We start from the raw sequence: 17,750 nt of genomic DNA, 5'->3' as shown, positions 1-17,750 counted from the left end.
AGCCCAATATGATTTTATTAGCCAACGCAGCTAATTGCTGCCAATTTGTTAATTTTATCAACGCCAAACAAACATTTAGTAATTTTTATTACAATTTATGAGATTATGAAATACTGAATCCGGACTATAATCCGACTCTGAAGAAATGGGGATATCAAACTAGTGAATACTTACACTTAACAAAAAGAATCAATCAGGAAATGAGCGAACCAATTTCTCCGATCCACTTTTGTTTTTCCTCATCCGGAAGAAAACTCGCTTTAAATGAATTGGCTGCCAGTGTTACGATGTCCTTGTCCGAAAGTTCAAGCGCCTCGTTAACGGCATGAAAATTGGCGTTCATATAACCACCAAAATACGCAGGATCGTCGGAATTAACAGTAGCTACAATGTTATGATCCAGTAGTTTTTTCAGGGGATGATCGACCATATCATTTACCACTTTTAACTTCAGGTTCGACAGCGGGCATACCGTTAAAGGCATTTCAATACGCGCCAGTTCTTCCAGCAAAACGACATCATCGATCGAACGTACACCGTGATCGATTCGAGCTACTTTTAGCAGATCAATGGCATCCCACACGTTTTGAGCAGGCCCTTCCTCACCGGCATGTGCCACCGATAAAAATCCTTCGGCACGCACCATTTCAAACACCCGTTTAAACTTGGCAGGCGGATGACCCTTCTCGCTGGAATCGAGACCAAAAGCGGTAAATAAATCGCCAAAAGCCAACAGTTCTTTAAACGTTTTAATGGCATCTTCCTCACTCAGGTGACGCAGAAAATTTGGGATAAGCCGGTAAGTTATTCCCCATTCGTTCCGCGCATCGATACAGGCTTGTACTATACCATTAATGACATTTTCAAGCGGAACTTCGCGGTGTGTATGCGTTTGCGGATCGAAAAAGATCTCGGTGTGTACCACCTTTTCTTCGTAGCATTTTTTCAGGTAGGCCTTTGTAAGGTCGTAGAAATCCTGCTCGTAAAGTAAGACGTATGCTCCGGCATAATAAATATCAAGAAATTCCTGTAGATTATTGAATTGATAAGCGGCACGCAAATCGTCAACCGATTTATATTTTAATCGTATATCATTCCTTTCGGCTATCGCAAACATTAGTTCCGGCTCAAAAGTGCCTTCAATGTGTACATGTAATTCGGTTTTGGGAATCGTATTTATCAACTCAGTCTGTTTTCTCGATGTCATTCTGTTCTTCTTTATTTCAAATATACGGATAGAACAAGCTAATTTACAAATGAAGATCTGTTATTCCACAAAGCTCCTCAAAGAAGACACAGAGAACCTCAAAGATGAGATAATTACTCTGTGAAACTTTGTGAATTCTTCGTGTAACTTTGTGTAATAGTTTAGGATGAACAGAGAGACTTTTTAAAACAAAAAAGCAGACCCGAAATGAGTCTGCTTCCTTAAATATCTGGTATTTGTCTTTTTAAACTTTCGGCAATTCCCACGGTGCACGGTAAGTTGGCACCAACAGTTCGTTAGCTGAATCATTACCGATAAACTTGCTGTTGTCTGCATCCCAGTACAAACGCTGACCTGTTTTTAAGGCCAGATTACCCAGGTGAGCCACACGAGCAGTATTGGCAGCAATTCCAACGTTACAGTTTGTATTTTGATCATTATCCTTAATACAATCAATAAAATTAGCCATGTGGTTATTCAATCCCTGTCCGTCGCCTTTTTTAAGTTCAACACGTTCCATTCTAGGATTTCTGCCACCTTCAGGAATAACTTCCCAACCGTTACGGTCAACCACTAAGGTTCCGTTTTCTCCAACGTAACCTACGCCGTGGCTACGGCCATAGTATCCACCGTCGATTCCCAGACCATGATCCCACAACAAGGTATAATCGTCGAATTCGTACAGCGCCTGCATACTATCAGGAGTTTCGCAAGCATCATCAGGATAACCAAATTTGCCACCCATTGCCATAATCGATTTTGGCGCTTTGGCTTTCATTCCGTATAAACCGTAATCGATGATGTGTACACCCCAGTCGGTCATTAAACCACCGGCATAATCCCAGAACCAGCGGAAATTAAAGTGAAAACGGTTCGGGTTAAATGGACGCGCTTTTGCAGGTCCTAACCACATATCGTAATCAACTCCTTCCGGAACAGGTCCGTCGGCCATTACCGGAATCGATTTCATCCACCCCTGGTACGACCAGCAACGTACGGTACGAATTTTACCCAGCGCACCGGTGTAAACAAAATCAACAGCATCTTTCCAGTGCTTGTCGCTACGCTGCCACTGCCCTACCTGAGCAATTGTACCGTAACGTTTCCAGGCACGCTCGATAATGTTGATCTCCTCGATGTAGTTTGCCAGCGGTTTTTCACAAAAAATGTGTTTTCCTTCCTGCGCTGCATAAACAAAAGGTATACAGTGCCAGTGGTCGGGTGTACCGATGATGATCACATCGATACCGGGTTCTTCCAGCAATTTTCTGAAATCTTTAAAGCCCTTTGGTTTTGTTCCCTGAATTTTCTCAACGTCGGCAATACGTTGATTCAAAATCTTGTCATCCACATCGCAAATGGCCGCGCACTCCGTATTTTTTTGTTTCAAAAAAGCCTGAAGATCAGTAAAGCCCTGACCTTTTGCTCCTATTAAACCACAAACTAATTTATCGTTTGCACCCGAGCACGATTCCATCGCTAGAGGCATACTTGACGCAATCCCTACGCCAGCTGTTGCCATTGCCGATGTTTTAATAAAATCTCTCCTGTTAGTCATTTTTATTTAGTTGGTATTAGAAAATAAATCTTAGTTCATTTGTATTCAGCTCAGGAAGATCTTCCCTCGCGTAACCGACCTCAAATTTGTAGAATAATTTTAAGTTATCCATTTTTAATGGCGACTTTTTGCCTTGCTGCTCCCACTAATTAACGTATTCTACAACATAATATGTAAAGCAGAACTCTTATTCGAACTCTATTTTGTCCTTTTTCCGGTACACCGTTCCTTTAAAATGGGCAATGTGTTCGTCTGCTTCATTAGTAATTTCAACCAGGTAAGTACCCAGTTTTCCGTTTAGCGAAATCTCTTTTGCCACCGCGGTTAAAGTACCACTCGAGGTAGCTTTAAAAAACGAAATCTCAGCATCGATAGCCAGCGCCACCCTGCCATGCGAATTAGATGCTACGGCAAAAGTAAAATCTGCCAGTGTGAACAAAGCTCCGCCATGCACAATTCCGACTGAATTATAATGATCGGATTTAATCTCCATAACCGATTTTGCATAGCCGGGTTTCGCTTCCACCAACTTTATCCCGTTGCCGGTGGCGAACACATCTTTCTCAAATGTTTTGTGGTATTTCGAATCGGTCATCGTTTCTTTCTGAATTTAGTTTTCGTGAAAGTACAAAAAAAGAAAGCCGGAAACATTGTTGCTCCCGGCCTGAAAAGTCATCTTATCGTTCTTTTAATCTTTTTGCATTGCGTCGTCAAACGCAATATTCGACGGTGCAAAATCAATCTTTTTAACAAATTCGCAGGATTCCGATGCGCCGGCTTCGCGGTCCATGCCGCTGTCTTCCCATTCTACTGAAAGCGGTCCGTTGTAACCAATATCGTTCAGTGCCCGAATGATGTTCTCGAACTGAATCTTTCCGCGTCCCATACTGCGGAAATTCCAGTAACGGCGGTTGTCACCAAACTCCATGTGTCCGCCAAAAACACCCACTCCTGTTGGCACATCGCTCCAATACACATCTTTCATATGAACATGAAAAATACGCTCCGCAAATTCGTAGATAAAACGTACATAATCCACATGCTGATACCCCAAATGGCTGGGATCGTAGTTGTAACCAAAAGCAGGATGATAATCCAGTGCTTTTAGCGCCAAATGTGCCGTATGAATATCAAAAGCTATTTCGGTTGGATGCACTTCCAAAGCATATTTTATACCCAGACTTTGGTACTCATCCAAAATCGGTTTCCAGCGTCGTGCAAATTCGGCATATCCTTCTTCTATCATTTCGGCCGATACCGGTGGAAACGAGTACAACATGTGCCAAATCGGGCTTCCGGTAAATCCAACCACGGTATCAACACCCAAGCGTTTTGCAACTTCGGCTGTTTTTACCATTTCTTCGGCGGCTCGCTGACGTACGCCCTCAGGATCGCCATCGCCCCAGACATGCGCACTCGCAATGTTTTTATGCCTCAAATCGATAGGATCGCAAACACACTGACTGTCCAAATGAGTTGAAATCGTATACAGTTTCAGATTGTATTTATCAAGTAATTCTCTTCTGCCATCACAGTATGCCTGATCGGCTATGGGCACATTTATGTGATCGCCCCAGGTGCAGAGTTCCAAACCATCGTAGCCAAATTGTTTTGCTTTCTGACACATGGTTTCTAATGGAAGATCGGCCCATTGTGCGGTATAAAGTGTTACTGGTCTTGCCATTTTATTTTGTATTTTGATTGAGCAGGTGACTTGATGTCACCTGCTCAATGGTTTCAATTTAATCAATTGTTTCGCCAAATTTTACCCATTTCACTTCATCGTTGTACCCGGCACTCACTACCGTGTCGATGAACTGCATTCCGCGAATACCGTCCTCCACGCCTGGGAAATCGAGCATTTCAGGTGTTGGTTCCTCGCCGTTGGCTTTGGCACGAACAGTAAGTGAAAAATTGCGGTAGATGTTCGCAAACGCTTCCAGGTAACCTTCAGGATGTCCGCCCGGAGTTCGTGTATTGTGCAAAGCTGCGGGAGCATCAAGACTGGTGCCGGTTCGTAGGATCTGCACCGGCTGATCGGTCCATTTTAAGATCAAGGTATTCGGTTCGTGCTGGTGCCATTCCAGACCTCCTTTTTCGCCATAAACCCGAAGCTTAATTGCATTTTCTTCGCCGGCTGCCACCTGACTGGCCATTAACACGCCTTTTGCTCCATTATCGAAACGTAACAAGGCAGCGCCGTCGTCATCCAACAATCGATTAGGAACAAAGACGTTAAGTTCGGCACAAAGTTCGGTAACTTTTAATCCTGTTACATATTCAGCCAACTGATGTGCATGAGTTCCGATATCGCCCATACAACCGGCTTTCCCCGATCGTTTTGGATCGGTACGCCAACTGGCCTGCGCATTTCCTGCATCTTCCACTTTTGATGAAAGCCAGCCCTGCGGATATTCTACGTATACTTTTCTGATTTTTCCAAATCGTCCGTCAGCCACCATTTGTTTTGCCTGTTTAACAGCCGGGTAGCCCGAATAAGTATGTGTTAACGCAAAAGTTAAACCTGTTTTATCGATTTGTTCTTTTAGCTGAAATGCTTCATCCAAAGTAAAAGTTATCGGTTTATCGAGCACCACGTTAAAACCATGTTCAAGCGCCATCATTGCAGGTGCAAAATGCACAAAATTGGGAGTTACGATCGAAACAAAATCCATGCGCTCACCTTCCGGGAGTTTGGCTTCTTTTTCAAACATTTCCTGATAGGTTTCATAAACTCTGTCAGCAGGTAAAAAATAGGACTTCCCCGATTGTTTTGAAATTTCAGGATTTACACTAAAACAGCCACAAACAAGTTCTATTTGGTTATCCATAAAAGCGGCCAACCGGTGTATTGCCCCAATAAACGCGTCGGTTCCACCACCAACCATTCCCATACGAAGTTTTCGATTCATCATGATCTATTAGTTTTTGTTGATTCAGTATCAAGTTTATAAATGTAAGAACTCTTTTTTTAGGAAGCAACTGATTTAAATGCACTTATCATCCCGTTTTTTAGGATCCTGCCTAAAATAAAAACAGCAACTTTTGTATGCTATTAACTTCCTCCTATTAGGATTCACAAAACACCTATTTATACCTATTAACTGGTGATTTATTTTACAATAAACCACCGGTGTTCTGATTTAAAACGCAATAATAATTCCGATGGTTGGTAAAACGGTTCCCGATTTGCTTTCAATTTCATTCAGCACATAACGTGTTCCGTTGTCGGTTGTGAGAAAATTCCCGTTGGCATCTTCGGCGCGAACAACAATATCATTTTCCTGTGCCTGAAAATTGTAGAGATTTTGAATATCGATGTAAAATTTAGCGGTTAGTTTATTGAAATAATACGATTTGTCGATACGAATATCAAGTTGATGAAAAGGATCAAAGCGTTTGGCATTTAACTGATTGTAATCGGAATACGGTCCGCCTTGTAAATCCCAGGCTTCAACCAGCGACGATTTTTCGATATCCCACGGTGTGTATGGCAGACCATCCACAAAACGCCAACGTGCACCTACACGCCAATTGCGTTTCAGGTCTTTTGTAGTTGTAAGCGTAATCAGGTGTTTCGCATCCCAGCTTGACGGAATATACGAACCTTCTCCGTCTTTAAATTCGCTGTGCACCAAGGTGTACGACAGGTTAAAATTTAATCCATTGGTTGAATTAATACGCGCCTGAAACTCGGCACCGTAAGCTCTTCCCTCCGAGGTTGAGGTTACCTCTTCGTCGCCAACAACGCCATAATCGGCTCCCAAATTAGCCAGACTTACCTGTTCGTTCACCGAAAACGGATACTGGGAATAACCTTTCCAGAATGCCTCGGCAGATAGCTGCACAGTTGATTTGGGGCGATACTCCAATCCACCGATAAGATGATCAACTGCAACGTATTTCAGGTTGTTGGTTTTATTCACAAAGACATCATTCTCTTTGTAACCCAGCGTTGTATAAGCCGGCAACTGGTAATAACGTCCGGTGTTAAAATTCAGGCTCCACTGATCGGTTAACATGTACGAAGCCGAAAAACGTGGCGAGAACTGATCCAGCAAATTCTTCATGCTCGACGAGTAATTATTTGCATCGGCGCGCACGCCCAGCGACAATGCTAAACGTTCGTTAAAAACCGACTTGCTGAGCTGTGCAAACAGTCCGTATTTAACCAGGTTAAGATCGGTGTTGTAACTAATATCAACCGGCTGATCATTGTAAAAACGGCGGAATTGTGAGCTGTTTTTGTAGCTAACAAAATCGAGGTTAGCACCAAAATTCAACTTAAAACCGTCCATGCGCGAAGTATTCTCAAACCGGAACTTGTTTTCAGCCTCCTGCGAATCGTAATCCAGAATTTTATTCTCCTCTGAACTATCGTCGTTATCGAGATATTTGTACGCATTATTATCTAAATGACTGCGACTCAACACAAATGTCTGGTAGCTGTTGTCGCGGTAATGTTTGTAAACCGCACCCACTGTGTACGACCATTGTTTGTTCACCGGAATTTCGCTGAGGATGTACTTCTGCTCGTCATCAGGATCTTCAATGTCTTCATTCAATTTAAACAAATCATTCGCCCCCAAACCAATCAAAGTCAACTCATTTTTTTTATCGAAACGGGTGCGCACTTTAAACTGCATATCAGTAAAATTGGGTAAAAAAGGAAGTTCAAGGACGCTAAATAAAAACTGCAGATACGATTGCCTGACGGAAAAAACGAAGGTTGTCTTATCTCCGATCGGACCATCTAATGTTGCAGCAATTTCGGATGCACCAAGCGTTCCGTGAAAGTTCAATTTCTCCTCGCTTCCATCGATCTGATTAAACTCCATCACTCCACTTAGAGCATTGCCACGATTGGCAGGAAAAGCGCCCGAGTAATAATTTACCTCGCGAATAAAATCGGCGTTTAAAATGCCAATGGCGCCTCCGGAAGCTCCCTGAGTAGCAAAGTGGTTGATAAAGGGCACTTCAACTCCATCAAGGTAAAAACGACTTTCCGATGGACCTCCACCACGAATAATAATATCGTTGCGGAATGCCGGCGATGATTGCACCCCCGGAAACGACTGAATAACTTTTGAAATATCGCGGTTGGCACCGGGGCTTTTTTCAATTTCGCCAATGCCAATACTTCGCAAGGAAACCGGGCTTTCAACGGTTTTTCGAAATGGTGAAGCCGTAACTGTAACCTCATCCAGTTTCGATACGGTCTTTTCGAGCAAAATTTCTACAAAATGAGTACTTGAGTTTGTTACCTCTACTTCGACTGAAATGGCCTTTTTATAACCTACAAAACTTGCTTCAATACGAGTAAAACCGGGAGTAAGATTCCGAAACTCAAAATGACCGGTTTCATCTGTTACCGTTCCGTTTGAAGTTCCCGAAACCAGTACATTTACAAAAGGTAATGGCTCGTTACTAACCGCATCCACAACTTTTCCGCTTACTGCAGCGTTTTGTGCAAGCATCCAAAATGGCAATCCAAATAAAAGCAAAAGTAATCCGACTTTCCTCATTCGTTTTGTTTAAATATTCTGTCAAATTCTCAAACAAAACTAAATAATAAAAGTTGAGAAAGGATTATTGTTTTTATAAATTAGCCATCGAAAAATTGAAAAGCAAATGCGTGTTGTCATTCAAAAAGTAAAAGAGGCCTCGGTTACGGTTGAAGGCGAAAAGATATCGGCTATAAAAAATGGCTTGTTAATTCTTGTGGGAATTGAAAACGAGGATACACAGGAGGACATTGATTACCTGGTTAAAAAGTCAACTCAGTTACGGATTTTCGACGATGAGAATGGCGTGATGAACCGCTCGGTAATTGATGTTGACGCGGATATTATTGTGGTGAGCCAGTTTACACTGCAAGCCAACACTAAAAAAGGCAACCGACCATCGTACATCCGGGCTGCCAAACCTGATATTTCCATTCCGTTGTACGAAAAATTTGCTGCCGCTATGGAAACTGCTCTCAGTAAAAAAGTGGGAACGGGAAAATTTGGTGCAATGATGGATGTTGCGCTAATAAACGACGGTCCGGTAACCATTATCATCGACTCGAAACAAAAGGAATTCTAGGCTGTTTCACCTGTTAAACATTTGAAAATGAAAAACGAATTGACAATATCCGAAGCCCAAAAGCAGGTTGACGAATGGATAAAAACCATTGGCGTACGCTACTTCAGCGAGTTGACGAACATGGCAATTCTTACCGAAGAAGTGGGTGAACTGGCACGAATAATGGCCCGGAAATATGGCGATCAGTCGTTTAAAAAGTCGGATGAAGAATACAACCTTGCCGATGAAATGGCCGACGTTCTTTGGGTGTTGATTTGTTTGGCCAATCAAACCGGTGTTGATCTGAACGAGGCATTTCTGAAAAACATGGAGAAAAAAACCAAACGCGATAGCGACCGGCATAAAAACAATGAGAAGTTGAAATAAGCCGTTTTCCTCAAAAACTGCACTTTTGTTATTTTGAAATATTATTCCTGCCTTTCGAATAAAATTTACAGAAAAAACATCAAAATCTTATTCAATTAAAAATATCAGAAATTACCTGTACGTTATAAAACATTTACTACAAACGGGTTTCATGATTAATTTCCTGCTTTCATTAAAGAAAAATCGCTTACTTTGCTTGTGCAACAAAAGTTGCAAATAGAATACAAACAAGCAGACTTAAAACGTAAACAATGGAAAATCTCGATTGGAAAAATATTGGGTTTGGATACCGCGATACCGACTATAATATTCGTTGTTATTACCGTAACGGCAAATGGGGAGAGTTGGAGATCAGTTCATCGAACAGCATCAATATTCATATGTCGGCAACGGCATTGCATTATGGGCAGGAAGCTTTTGAAGGTTTGAAAGCCTTTAAAGGAAAAGATGGTAAGGTCAGGGTCTTCCGCATGGACGAAAACGCCAAACGTATGCAAAATTCTGCTGATGGTATTCTGATGCAGAAACTTCCGGTTGAGAAATTTGAAGAAGCTGTTCGTATGGCTGTAAAAATGAATGAACGTTTCGTTCCGCCTTACGAATCGGGTGCAGCATTGTACATTCGCCCGCTGTTAATTGGTACCGGACCGCAAATTGGTGTTGCTCCGGCCGAAGAGTACCTGTTTATGGTATTTGTAATGCCTGTTGGTCCTTATTTCCCTGAAGGATTTAAACCTACCAACCTGGTTATTTACCGCGAATTCGACCGTGCTGCTCCGCAAGGAACTGGAAAATATAAAGTTGGCGGAAACTACGCAGCCAGCATGTACGAAGGCAAAAAAGCCAAACAAAACGGGTTTTCTGCAGTACTTTATCTCGACAGTAAAGAGAAAAAATACATCGACGAATGTGGCCCTGCCAACTTTTTTGGTATAAAAAACAAAACCTACGTAACGCCGGAATCGGATTCTATCCTTCCATCGATCACCAACAAGAGTTTGATCGTTTTGGCCGAAGAAATGGGATTGAATGTTGAGCGTCGCAAAGTTGCGTACGAAGAACTGGCCGAGTTTGATGAAGTAGGAGCTTGCGGAACTGCAGCCGTAATTTCGCCAATTAAAGGCATTTACGATAACGACAACGACAAGTGGTTTAAATACGGCAACCAGGAAGAAGCCGGCGAATGGTCGACAAAATTGTACAATAAACTTCGCGCTATTCAATATGGCGACGAGCCTGACACACACGGTTGGGTGGAGATAATTGAGTAAAACAAAAACTACTATAAATGAAAAGCTTCGAAAAAATTCGAAGCTTTTTTTATTTCTACTGTAACTATCCCGTAACTTGTCCGTCGTATCATACGAACGAGGTTCAGAAACAAATGACAATTACCGAATATAACCTAGCAGTTGACACTTACTCAGATCGTCTGTACCGCTTTGTACTAAAAAGTATAAAAGATGTGCATATGGCTGAAGATATTGTGCAGGATAGTTTCGAGAAATTGTGGAAGAACCACGATAATGTGGATGGCGCGAAAGTAAAATCGTACCTTTTTACCACTGCCTACCACACGATGATCGACCGCATTCGAAAGGAAAAACGTTCGGCGTTTACTGAAGATTTAAGCTTGCCGGAAGAAGGACGTGAAAGCAATTATTCCGACTTAAGTGAGATTCTGACTGAGGCCGTTAACAAACTTCCGGAAATACAACGAATGGTAGTATTGTTGCGCGATTACGAGGGATACAACTACCAGGAAATTGGCGAGCTGACGAATTTAAGCGAGTCGCAGGTGAAGGTGTATATTTATCGTGCAAGGTTGTTTTTGAAGAAGTATATTGGCAGCATCGAGGCTGTAGCGTAGAAAGAGGGGCGGAAAATGAAGGAGATTAACAGAACAAATTACGAAGCTTATTTTATCGATTACCTCGAGGGCAACCTCGATGAAGGGATGATCGATAGCTTTATTGCGTTTCTTAAAGCGAACCCCGATCTGAAACAAGAACTGGAGCTTTACGAGCCGATTTCTCTTGAGCCCGAAAAGGTAGCATTCAGCAACAAAACAGAGCTTTACAAAAGTAATTTCGATAAGGAAGAAGCTTTTGACAATGCTGCGGTTGCATTGCTCGAAGGCGATTTAAGCGCGGAAGAAAAACAAGATTTTGAAACTTACCTGGCCAATCATCCGGAACAAGAAAAACAAGCAGCTGCTTTCCAAAAAACTGTATTAACTGCTGACGAAAGCATCGTTTTTGCGCATAAGAAAAAGCTGCACAAAAAAGCTCCGGGAAAAACTATTCTGTTCTGGACAAGCCGTGTAGCAGCTGTTTTGATTCTTGGCCTTATAGTTTTTAACCTGGTAAATAGCAACAATACTGTTGAAGAAAAAACTTCACAGCAAATTGCCGAGGTGGAAAAAGCACCACAACAAACGATTGAAGAAACACCGGTTATAATCCCTGATAACGATATAACAACCGAAGTTGCTGAAAATATACCAACTGAAGCTCCGGCTCCTGTTAAACAAATCAGTCCGAAAAAGCCGGTAATTGAAGATATTGTCGAGGAAAATACTGCCACAGATGCTCCTGAAGAATTACTGGCCATGCGCGAGACGATTATTGTTCCGGAGAAACTGAATTCCATCAGCGCTTCTATCGCTATCGAACAGCCGGTTGCAACGCTGGCAACAATGTACATTACCTACCCTGCCGAAACGTATGATGATGAAATACTTTTGGCCGACCGCGTGAAAGAAAAAATCAATTTACGTAAGATCACTCAGGCCGGTCTCGACTTAATTGCAAACATCTCCGACGATCGTTTCGAATACGAAACCAACACTCAGGGAAAAGTGGTTAATTACACCTACGAATCGCGTTTGCTGGCCTTTTCTATTCCCGGAAGAAGTGAGGCTGGTGAATAAATTGTCCTTTCGGACAGAAAATACTTTTTCCTCTAGCTGAAAAAGTATTCAAAAAAGCCACCGCTGACGATAAAAAGCTAAAAATAAATTCCTTTCACTAAAATCAAGAAACTCCTTCTTTTAGCTCTTCGTTCCTCAGAGCTAACGAGCGTCAAACAGACTTGATTTCTATACGTTCACTTCATTTATTTTCTGAACGCTTTTTCTCGAAGGCGGCCTAAAAGGCAAACCTTGTGCGGGCTCGTCAAAAATCCCTGCCTACCGGCAGGCAGGCGTCAGTCGGGCTAATTAGTTACATTGAAAAAACGAAAAGGTTATTTTTTGACAACGTCCGAGATGCCCTCGGAATAGTTCCTTTTGATCGAATGCAAAAGGAACTGCCCGTCTGGCATGAAGACAAAAGTGACATAAATGAACTCGACCTTTCCGTTAAAGAAGAAACTGTCTTTCGTCAATTATAGGTATCCAAATATTCTCATCAAAAGCGGACTGAATAAATTCAAAAGAAAATTTTCCGTGAAATTAAATTAAATTTTAGTGTAACTTTTAAATCCATCAGTCCGTCACAGCATCAGAAACATTTAAACGAAGAAAGATGAAACAATTATTGACACTAATTTTATGTTGCGCACTAACTACAAATCTATTCGCACAAAAAGATACCACCGAGGTTAACGTATTAAAAAAGAACGTAGTAACTGTTATTGAAGACGACGACAAAGTACAGGTTGTTGTTGGCGATGGCGTTGAAGTAATTACCGACGACTGGGGCGACACCACTCATGTACGTATTGGCCGACGTACTTTTAAAGTTATTGAAGGCAACAGCGGAACTTACGTAAGAGTTGAGAAAGATGTAAATCGCCAGAAATGGTCGGGTCGTTTTAACCCGCACTGGGCAGGTCTCGAAGTTGGAATCAACATAATGACCGGAAGCGATTATTCCATCTACGATGATAATCCTGAATTTGCGGATTACGATGGTGATTTTCTTGATCTGAATCCCGGAAAATCATTGTCATGGAACCTGAATTTTGCAGAGTTCGCTTTTAAAAACGAACGCAAAACCTTTGGAGTAGTAACCGGTTTGGGACTGAGTTTTAACGACTACACCTTTAACGATGCGGTAACCATTGAAAAATATAATGGCGACGGAATGATTGTTCCTGTACCGCTTTTTCCAGACAACGACGGAAACAACATCAAAAAATCGAAATTACATGTGAATTACCTCACAGCGCCTTTAATGCTCGAGGTTAAAACCCCACTTCGTATGGGCAGTTCGCGCCTTTATCTGGCTGGCGGTGTTATTGGTAGCTTATACCTGGGTTCACACACCAAATACAAGTACTATAAGGGAGACAAAGAAAAATCGAAAAGCGGTTATCATATCAACCAATGGAAATACGAACTCACCGGACGGATTGGTTTTGGCGATTTCTGCGTATTTGCCAACTACAGCATGACATCTTTATTTAAAGATGGCAGAGGCCCCGAAGCTTATCCACTTATGATCGGCGTTTCGTTCCCGAATATTTAGTATTCAGACAAAAGATAGATCTTATGTCCCCGGTAATTTTTACCGGGGATTTTTTTGCTTTACGAATTCGTTCTCTTACTTTTAATTTGTGGAAATTATAAGATTAATACCGCTCATTGGCTTTCTGCTTTTCTGCTTTCAGATTGGCTTTCAGGCTTTTGTTTTGCTACGACGAGGGACAAAACTGTCCAACAGAAAAAGGAGCTTCAAGACCACAGTTTCTTCTGCTTTTTTAATCGTCTTCTTTGTGATCTTTTTAAATGAACTCGTTTATAAAGCCGGACTCATACAATTTTCAATCCTTCCTGATGTGTTACAGCATTTGTTGGTTGGCAAGAAGGTACTCGCAATCTGTGGAATTGTGCTTCTTCTGCTTGCGAATCTGAGCATGCTTCTTAGCTTAAGCGCATTAAACCAATCGCTTCGTTTTGGATTAAATGAAGGCAATCTGGGTAAGCTGGTAATTTCCGGGATTTATGCCCGTTCACGGAATCCGTTTTTTTTGGCTATTAACTGTTTAATTGTTGGAATTGCCCTGGTATTTCCCACTCCCTTTTTTATTGCGATCAGTATTCTTGCGCTTGTTTCCATCCACCTTTTTATTTTAAAAGAGGAGCGTTTTATGCGTCAAAATTACGGGGAAGAATACAACAGCTACGCCAAAACGGTGAGACGCTATTTCTGAGTTGCAAACTCATAAAAAGGAACCACTTGAATGGTTTTATCATCACGAATAAAGGTGTCCGTTTGGCTTAAGGTAACTAGCGTCCCTTCATCAAAATCGAAGAATTCCATAGCTTCCAGCAAACCATTTATTTCTCGTTCCAGGTTATCCTGTTCAAGGGTAACACAAACCTGAACGGCAACTTTAGCCTGATCTTTCCCAAAACCAATAAAATCGCAGTACGCATCTTCTGAAAAGTAATAAAGCTCCGTGTATTTCGATTGCAAATACAAAAACACCAGGTTTTCAAGCAGTTGACCCGCCTTTTCGGCGATATTAAAAGTTGCCGCGCTGACAAAACCCGTATCGGCCACATACACTTTACGCGGATTTACCAGCTGTTTACGCAGCGAATAACTGAATTTCGGAACATAGTACATCAATAAACCGGACTCCAGATAGTTCAAATAATCCACTGCTGTAGTAGTGGTTTTTATGCCTAGTGTATTCTTTATCTGGTTTGCGGTGATCATTTCCCCAACGTGGCGCAATAAGTGCAAACTAAGCCTTTTAAACGCCCTTAAATCACGAATACCATTTGTTAATCCAATCTCGCGCACTACAATATCGTCAAATAACTGACCTAAAAATTCGTCACGGTTGGTTTCGGGAACAAAAAAACCGCCTTTTGCTATGTAATCCTTTACCGAATTTTCATCCCGTGCCAGCGAATGATATGTGCAAAATTCATCGTACGACAGCGGCGTAATCACTCTGCTGATATACCTTCCGGTTAAACTTCTGCCCTTTTCATTGTTCAGCACCGCTGCATTGGAAGTAGTGAAAATTACCTTAAAACCTTCATCCAGTTTCTGGCGAATATAATCCTGCCAACCGTCCATGGACGTTATACTTTCAAACAGCAATATTTTGGCCCCAGAAGATGCAATGATTTCATCGAGCTTAAAAAAATCGTTCTGGTCAAAACCATAAAATCCGGGATGCCTGAAATTAACATAGAACGCAGCATCTGAGTATCGGTTTTTAAGCTGAAAAAGGACAGATTTTTTCCCGGTTCGTTTTAAACCAGTAATAACAATTAACTCATTATTTTCATTCATTATTTGATTAACAAACTCTCTAGTTATATAAGAGTTAATTTGATCATCTGATATTATTTGTGAATCAATTAGTAATTTTAAATCTGATTTTAAAATCATTACATTCTATTTATTACAAATATAGTTCTTTTAATTTTATTAATATATATTCTTATTTATTTATAATAGATACTTTGATATTATCTCAAAAATGAAGCTAAAACTACTTCGCAGATTTACCAAGTGATGATTTTGAAATACGATTCATTTACTGTTTCCCTAAAGGGTATAAATTGATGACAATTTTTCCTTTAATGTAGGGTGTAGTAGAGAATGAATTTAGAGCTTAACTACTCTTAAACAAGAATTGCAACAGCGGATTAAAATGTGCGGATTAATAACATGATCTATAAGAAAAACGAAACATGTGAATACTTAAAAGCGGATGGTACTGCAGAGGAAACAAATAATAAATTCCAAACAGAAGCGAAATACTTTAAACAATAATTGACAATTCAAAGTCAACAAAAAAGGGATAAAAGCCAAACGGCTCCTACCCCTTTTCCTGAGTATTATTGTAATTTCTATAACTCAAATACTTTTTCCCCGGCACTCCAGGTACTTAATATTTTTGTATCCAAAACTTCATTTGGTTCGGCTGTCATTAAATCGGTATCAAGAATGATAAAATCAGCAATTTTACCGGCTTCCAGGCTACCCTTTTCATTTTCTTCGAACGAAGATTTTGCCGCCCAGCTTGTCATCGCACGCAGCGTTTGTTCGCGTGTTAATCCCTCGGCTTTGTGCCAGCCACCCTCCGGCCAACCTTTATGATCGGTACGGAATACGGCCGAATAAAAAGTATACAGCGGATAAATGTCTTCTACAGGGAAATCAGTTCCTGCAGGTACCCATCCCAACTGATTTAGCAAAGTCTGGTATGCATAAGCTCCCTGAATCCGTTCGGCTCCTACCCGGTCTTCAGCCCATGGCATATCGCTGGTACAGTGCGTTGGCTGAATAGAAGGCACAACAGAAAATTCGGCAAACTTTGCAAAATCGTCTGCATTTATAATCTGCGAATGTTCGATTCGCCAGCGACGATCGTTCTTCCCTTTCAGATATTTTCCGTAGGTATCAAGCATTAAACGGTTTCCGCCGTCGCCAATGGCATGCGTTGCCACCGCAAAATTATTGTCGTAAGCCAACTGGCAAATCATATCGTAATATTCCTGCGTTTCAATTTGCAAACCGCTATTTCCCGGATCATCCGAATAATCAGTCATCATCAAGGCTCCTCTTGATCCCAAAGCCCCATCGGCATAAATTTTAATGGTATTCACCAACAAACGATCAGTTTTATAAGCTTCTCCCTTTTTCACAAAATAATCGAAGTTTTCCTGAGTCGGATTTAGCATCGCATTCACACGCATTTTTAATTCGCCTGCATTTTGCATTTTATCCATTAACAGAATCGTTTCTTTATCGAGTCCGCAGTCGGTAACGGATGTTAAACCGGCAGCAAAACAATTTCTTTGTGCTTCAAGCAGGCCTTTTTCCAATTGCTCGGATGTAACCTCCGGAATAAATTTCACAACAAATCCCATGGCATTATCAATCAGAATTCCGCTAGGTTCTCCATTTTTCAGTAGCACGTCTCCTCCATTTACTTTCGATTTAGCCGTAACTCCTGCCAACTCCAAAGCTTTTGAGTTGCACCAACCTGCGTGTCCGTCAACACGAACCAGGTAAACAGGAATGTCGGGGAATAACTCATCTAAACGGTTTTTATCCGGAAAATCTTTTACGGCCCAGTCGTTCTGGTCCCAGCTTCTTCCTAAAATCCAATCTCCTCCAAACTTATCATGATGTTGTTTTAACAACCCATAAATCTCCTCAGGACTTTCTGTTCCGCGTAAATCGGCATATTGCAGCAGGTTTACCGCGTAGCCGTTAAAATGGCAATGTGCATCGTTAAAACCCGGATAGACATATTTTCCATCCGCATCAAGCACTTGTTCCGCATCGTATTTATCGAGTATATCTTTTGTAGATCCTATTGCCAAAATCTTTCCATCTTTTACAGCAAACGATTCTGCTTTCGAAAATTCATTATCAACAGTATAAACTGAATCTCCCGAAACAATCAGGTCAACTTTTTCTTTTTGTGTGCACGAAGTCATTACGAACAATACAATTAGTGTCTTAAATAATTTCATATTTTAATTATTGGTTAGACACAAATGTAGCTTTTTCGGGCATATTTTAAAACAGCTTTAACTATCGGCGTTTCCGT

The 17,750-nt window shown here is 41.3% G+C and carries 15 protein-coding genes; 7 read left to right on the top strand and 8 right to left on the bottom strand.

Annotated features, from left to right (window positions below; translation table 11 throughout):
• Positions 1-193 precede the first annotated feature (193 nt).
• From SLH46_RS01565 to SLH46_RS01540, 6 genes are all read right to left on the bottom strand, one after another.
• Positions 194-1,207 (bottom strand): adenosine deaminase, encoded by a 1,014-nt coding sequence (locus tag SLH46_RS01565; RefSeq protein WP_320279381.1) that lies wholly within the window; start codon positions 1,205-1,207, stop codon positions 194-196.
• Between the two features lie 244 nt (positions 1,208-1,451).
• Positions 1,452-2,765 carry a Gfo/Idh/MocA family oxidoreductase gene (locus SLH46_RS01560; protein ID WP_320279380.1) on the bottom strand — a complete coding sequence of 438 codons (1,314 nt, stop codon included), beginning with the start codon at positions 2,763-2,765 and terminating at the stop codon, positions 1,452-1,454.
• A 187-nt stretch (positions 2,766-2,952) separates the two neighbouring features.
• Positions 2,953-3,360, bottom strand: coding sequence for a PaaI family thioesterase (locus SLH46_RS01555; protein ID WP_320279379.1), 408 nt, complete (start codon positions 3,358-3,360; stop codon positions 2,953-2,955).
• A gap of 93 nt (positions 3,361-3,453) precedes the next feature.
• The gene (locus SLH46_RS01550; protein WP_320279378.1) at positions 3,454-4,449 is read right to left on the bottom strand and encodes a sugar phosphate isomerase/epimerase family protein; all 996 of its coding nucleotides are present in this window, start codon (positions 4,447-4,449) and stop codon (positions 3,454-3,456) included.
• Between the two features lie 58 nt (positions 4,450-4,507).
• Positions 4,508-5,680, bottom strand: a complete 1,173-nt coding sequence (locus SLH46_RS01545; protein WP_320279377.1) for a Gfo/Idh/MocA family protein — start codon at positions 5,678-5,680, stop codon at positions 4,508-4,510.
• A 228-nt stretch (positions 5,681-5,908) separates the two neighbouring features.
• A complete protein-coding gene (locus SLH46_RS01540; protein ID WP_320279376.1) occupies positions 5,909-8,290 on the bottom strand; it encodes a TonB-dependent receptor in 2,382 nt (793 codons plus the stop codon).
• 106 nt (positions 8,291-8,396) lie between these two features.
• Here SLH46_RS01540 and dtd point away from each other — a divergent pair, with 106 nt between their 5' ends.
• The 7 genes from dtd to SLH46_RS01505 all read left to right on the top strand — a co-directional run bounded on the left by dtd (position 8,397) and on the right by SLH46_RS01505 (position 14,375).
• On the top strand, positions 8,397-8,852 hold the full coding sequence (gene dtd, locus SLH46_RS01535; protein ID WP_320279375.1) for a D-aminoacyl-tRNA deacylase: 456 nt from the start codon (positions 8,397-8,399) through the stop codon (positions 8,850-8,852).
• Positions 8,853-8,879: 27 nt separating this feature from the next.
• Complete coding sequence (locus SLH46_RS01530) at positions 8,880-9,218, top strand: nucleotide pyrophosphohydrolase (protein ID WP_320279374.1); 339 nt, start codon at positions 8,880-8,882, stop codon at positions 9,216-9,218.
• A 251-nt stretch (positions 9,219-9,469) separates the two neighbouring features.
• On the top strand, positions 9,470-10,489 hold the full coding sequence (locus SLH46_RS01525; protein ID WP_320279373.1) for a branched-chain amino acid aminotransferase: 1,020 nt from the start codon (positions 9,470-9,472) through the stop codon (positions 10,487-10,489).
• Between the two features lie 17 nt (positions 10,490-10,506).
• Positions 10,507-11,088, top strand: a complete 582-nt coding sequence (locus SLH46_RS01520; protein ID WP_320279372.1) for an RNA polymerase sigma factor — start codon at positions 10,507-10,509, stop codon at positions 11,086-11,088.
• A gap of 15 nt (positions 11,089-11,103) precedes the next feature.
• Positions 11,104-12,150 carry a hypothetical protein gene (locus SLH46_RS01515; protein ID WP_320279371.1) on the top strand — a complete coding sequence of 349 codons (1,047 nt, stop codon included), beginning with the start codon at positions 11,104-11,106 and terminating at the stop codon, positions 12,148-12,150.
• Positions 12,151-12,745: 595 nt separating this feature from the next.
• Complete coding sequence (locus SLH46_RS01510) at positions 12,746-13,690, top strand: outer membrane beta-barrel protein (protein WP_320279370.1); 945 nt, start codon at positions 12,746-12,748, stop codon at positions 13,688-13,690.
• Between the two features lie 247 nt (positions 13,691-13,937).
• Positions 13,938-14,375 (top strand): methyltransferase family protein, encoded by a 438-nt coding sequence (locus SLH46_RS01505; protein WP_320279369.1) that lies wholly within the window; start codon positions 13,938-13,940, stop codon positions 14,373-14,375.
• On the opposite strand, the gene SLH46_RS01500 is transcribed toward SLH46_RS01505, so the two are convergent.
• On the bottom strand, positions 14,366-15,475 hold the full coding sequence (locus tag SLH46_RS01500; protein ID WP_320279368.1) for an ATP-binding protein: 1,110 nt from the start codon (positions 15,473-15,475) through the stop codon (positions 14,366-14,368). The genes SLH46_RS01505 and SLH46_RS01500 overlap by 10 nt on opposite strands.
• Positions 15,476-16,038: 563 nt before the next feature.
• Positions 16,039-17,673, bottom strand: a complete 1,635-nt coding sequence (locus tag SLH46_RS01495; RefSeq protein WP_320279367.1) for an amidohydrolase — start codon at positions 17,671-17,673, stop codon at positions 16,039-16,041.
• Positions 17,674-17,750: the final 77 nt, after the last annotated feature.

Origin of the sequence: Draconibacterium sp. IB214405 (assembly GCF_033963885.1) — a bacterium.
GTDB lineage: Bacteria > Bacteroidota > Bacteroidia > Bacteroidales > Prolixibacteraceae > Draconibacterium.
Note: the sequence above shows the minus strand (reverse complement) of the source record. Positions and strands in the feature narration are given on the sequence as shown.

Coding starts and splice junctions, on each gene's coding strand:
- SLH46_RS01515 (WP_320279371.1), top strand. CDS start 11,104: ATGAAGGAGATTAACAGAACAAATTACGAAGCTTATTTTATCGATTAC.
- SLH46_RS01540 (WP_320279376.1), bottom strand. CDS start 8,290: ATGAGGAAAGTCGGATTACTTTTGCTTTTATTTGGATTGCCATTTTGG.
- SLH46_RS01565 (WP_320279381.1), bottom strand. CDS start 1,207: ATGACATCGAGAAAACAGACTGAGTTGATAAATACGATTCCCAAAACC.
- SLH46_RS01545 (WP_320279377.1), bottom strand. CDS start 5,680: ATGATGAATCGAAAACTTCGTATGGGAATGGTTGGTGGTGGAACCGAC.
- SLH46_RS01495 (WP_320279367.1), bottom strand. CDS start 17,673: ATGAAATTATTTAAGACACTAATTGTATTGTTCGTAATGACTTCGTGC.
- SLH46_RS01555 (WP_320279379.1), bottom strand. CDS start 3,360: ATGACCGATTCGAAATACCACAAAACATTTGAGAAAGATGTGTTCGCC.
- SLH46_RS01520 (WP_320279372.1), top strand. CDS start 10,507: ATGAAAAGCTTCGAAAAAATTCGAAGCTTTTTTTATTTCTACTGTAAC.
- SLH46_RS01530 (WP_320279374.1), top strand. CDS start 8,880: ATGAAAAACGAATTGACAATATCCGAAGCCCAAAAGCAGGTTGACGAA.
- SLH46_RS01550 (WP_320279378.1), bottom strand. CDS start 4,449: ATGGCAAGACCAGTAACACTTTATACCGCACAATGGGCCGATCTTCCA.
- dtd (WP_320279375.1), top strand. CDS start 8,397: ATGCGTGTTGTCATTCAAAAAGTAAAAGAGGCCTCGGTTACGGTTGAA.
- SLH46_RS01510 (WP_320279370.1), top strand. CDS start 12,746: ATGAAACAATTATTGACACTAATTTTATGTTGCGCACTAACTACAAAT.
- SLH46_RS01500 (WP_320279368.1), bottom strand. CDS start 15,475: ATGAATGAAAATAATGAGTTAATTGTTATTACTGGTTTAAAACGAACC.
- SLH46_RS01525 (WP_320279373.1), top strand. CDS start 9,470: ATGGAAAATCTCGATTGGAAAAATATTGGGTTTGGATACCGCGATACC.
- SLH46_RS01560 (WP_320279380.1), bottom strand. CDS start 2,765: ATGACTAACAGGAGAGATTTTATTAAAACATCGGCAATGGCAACAGCT.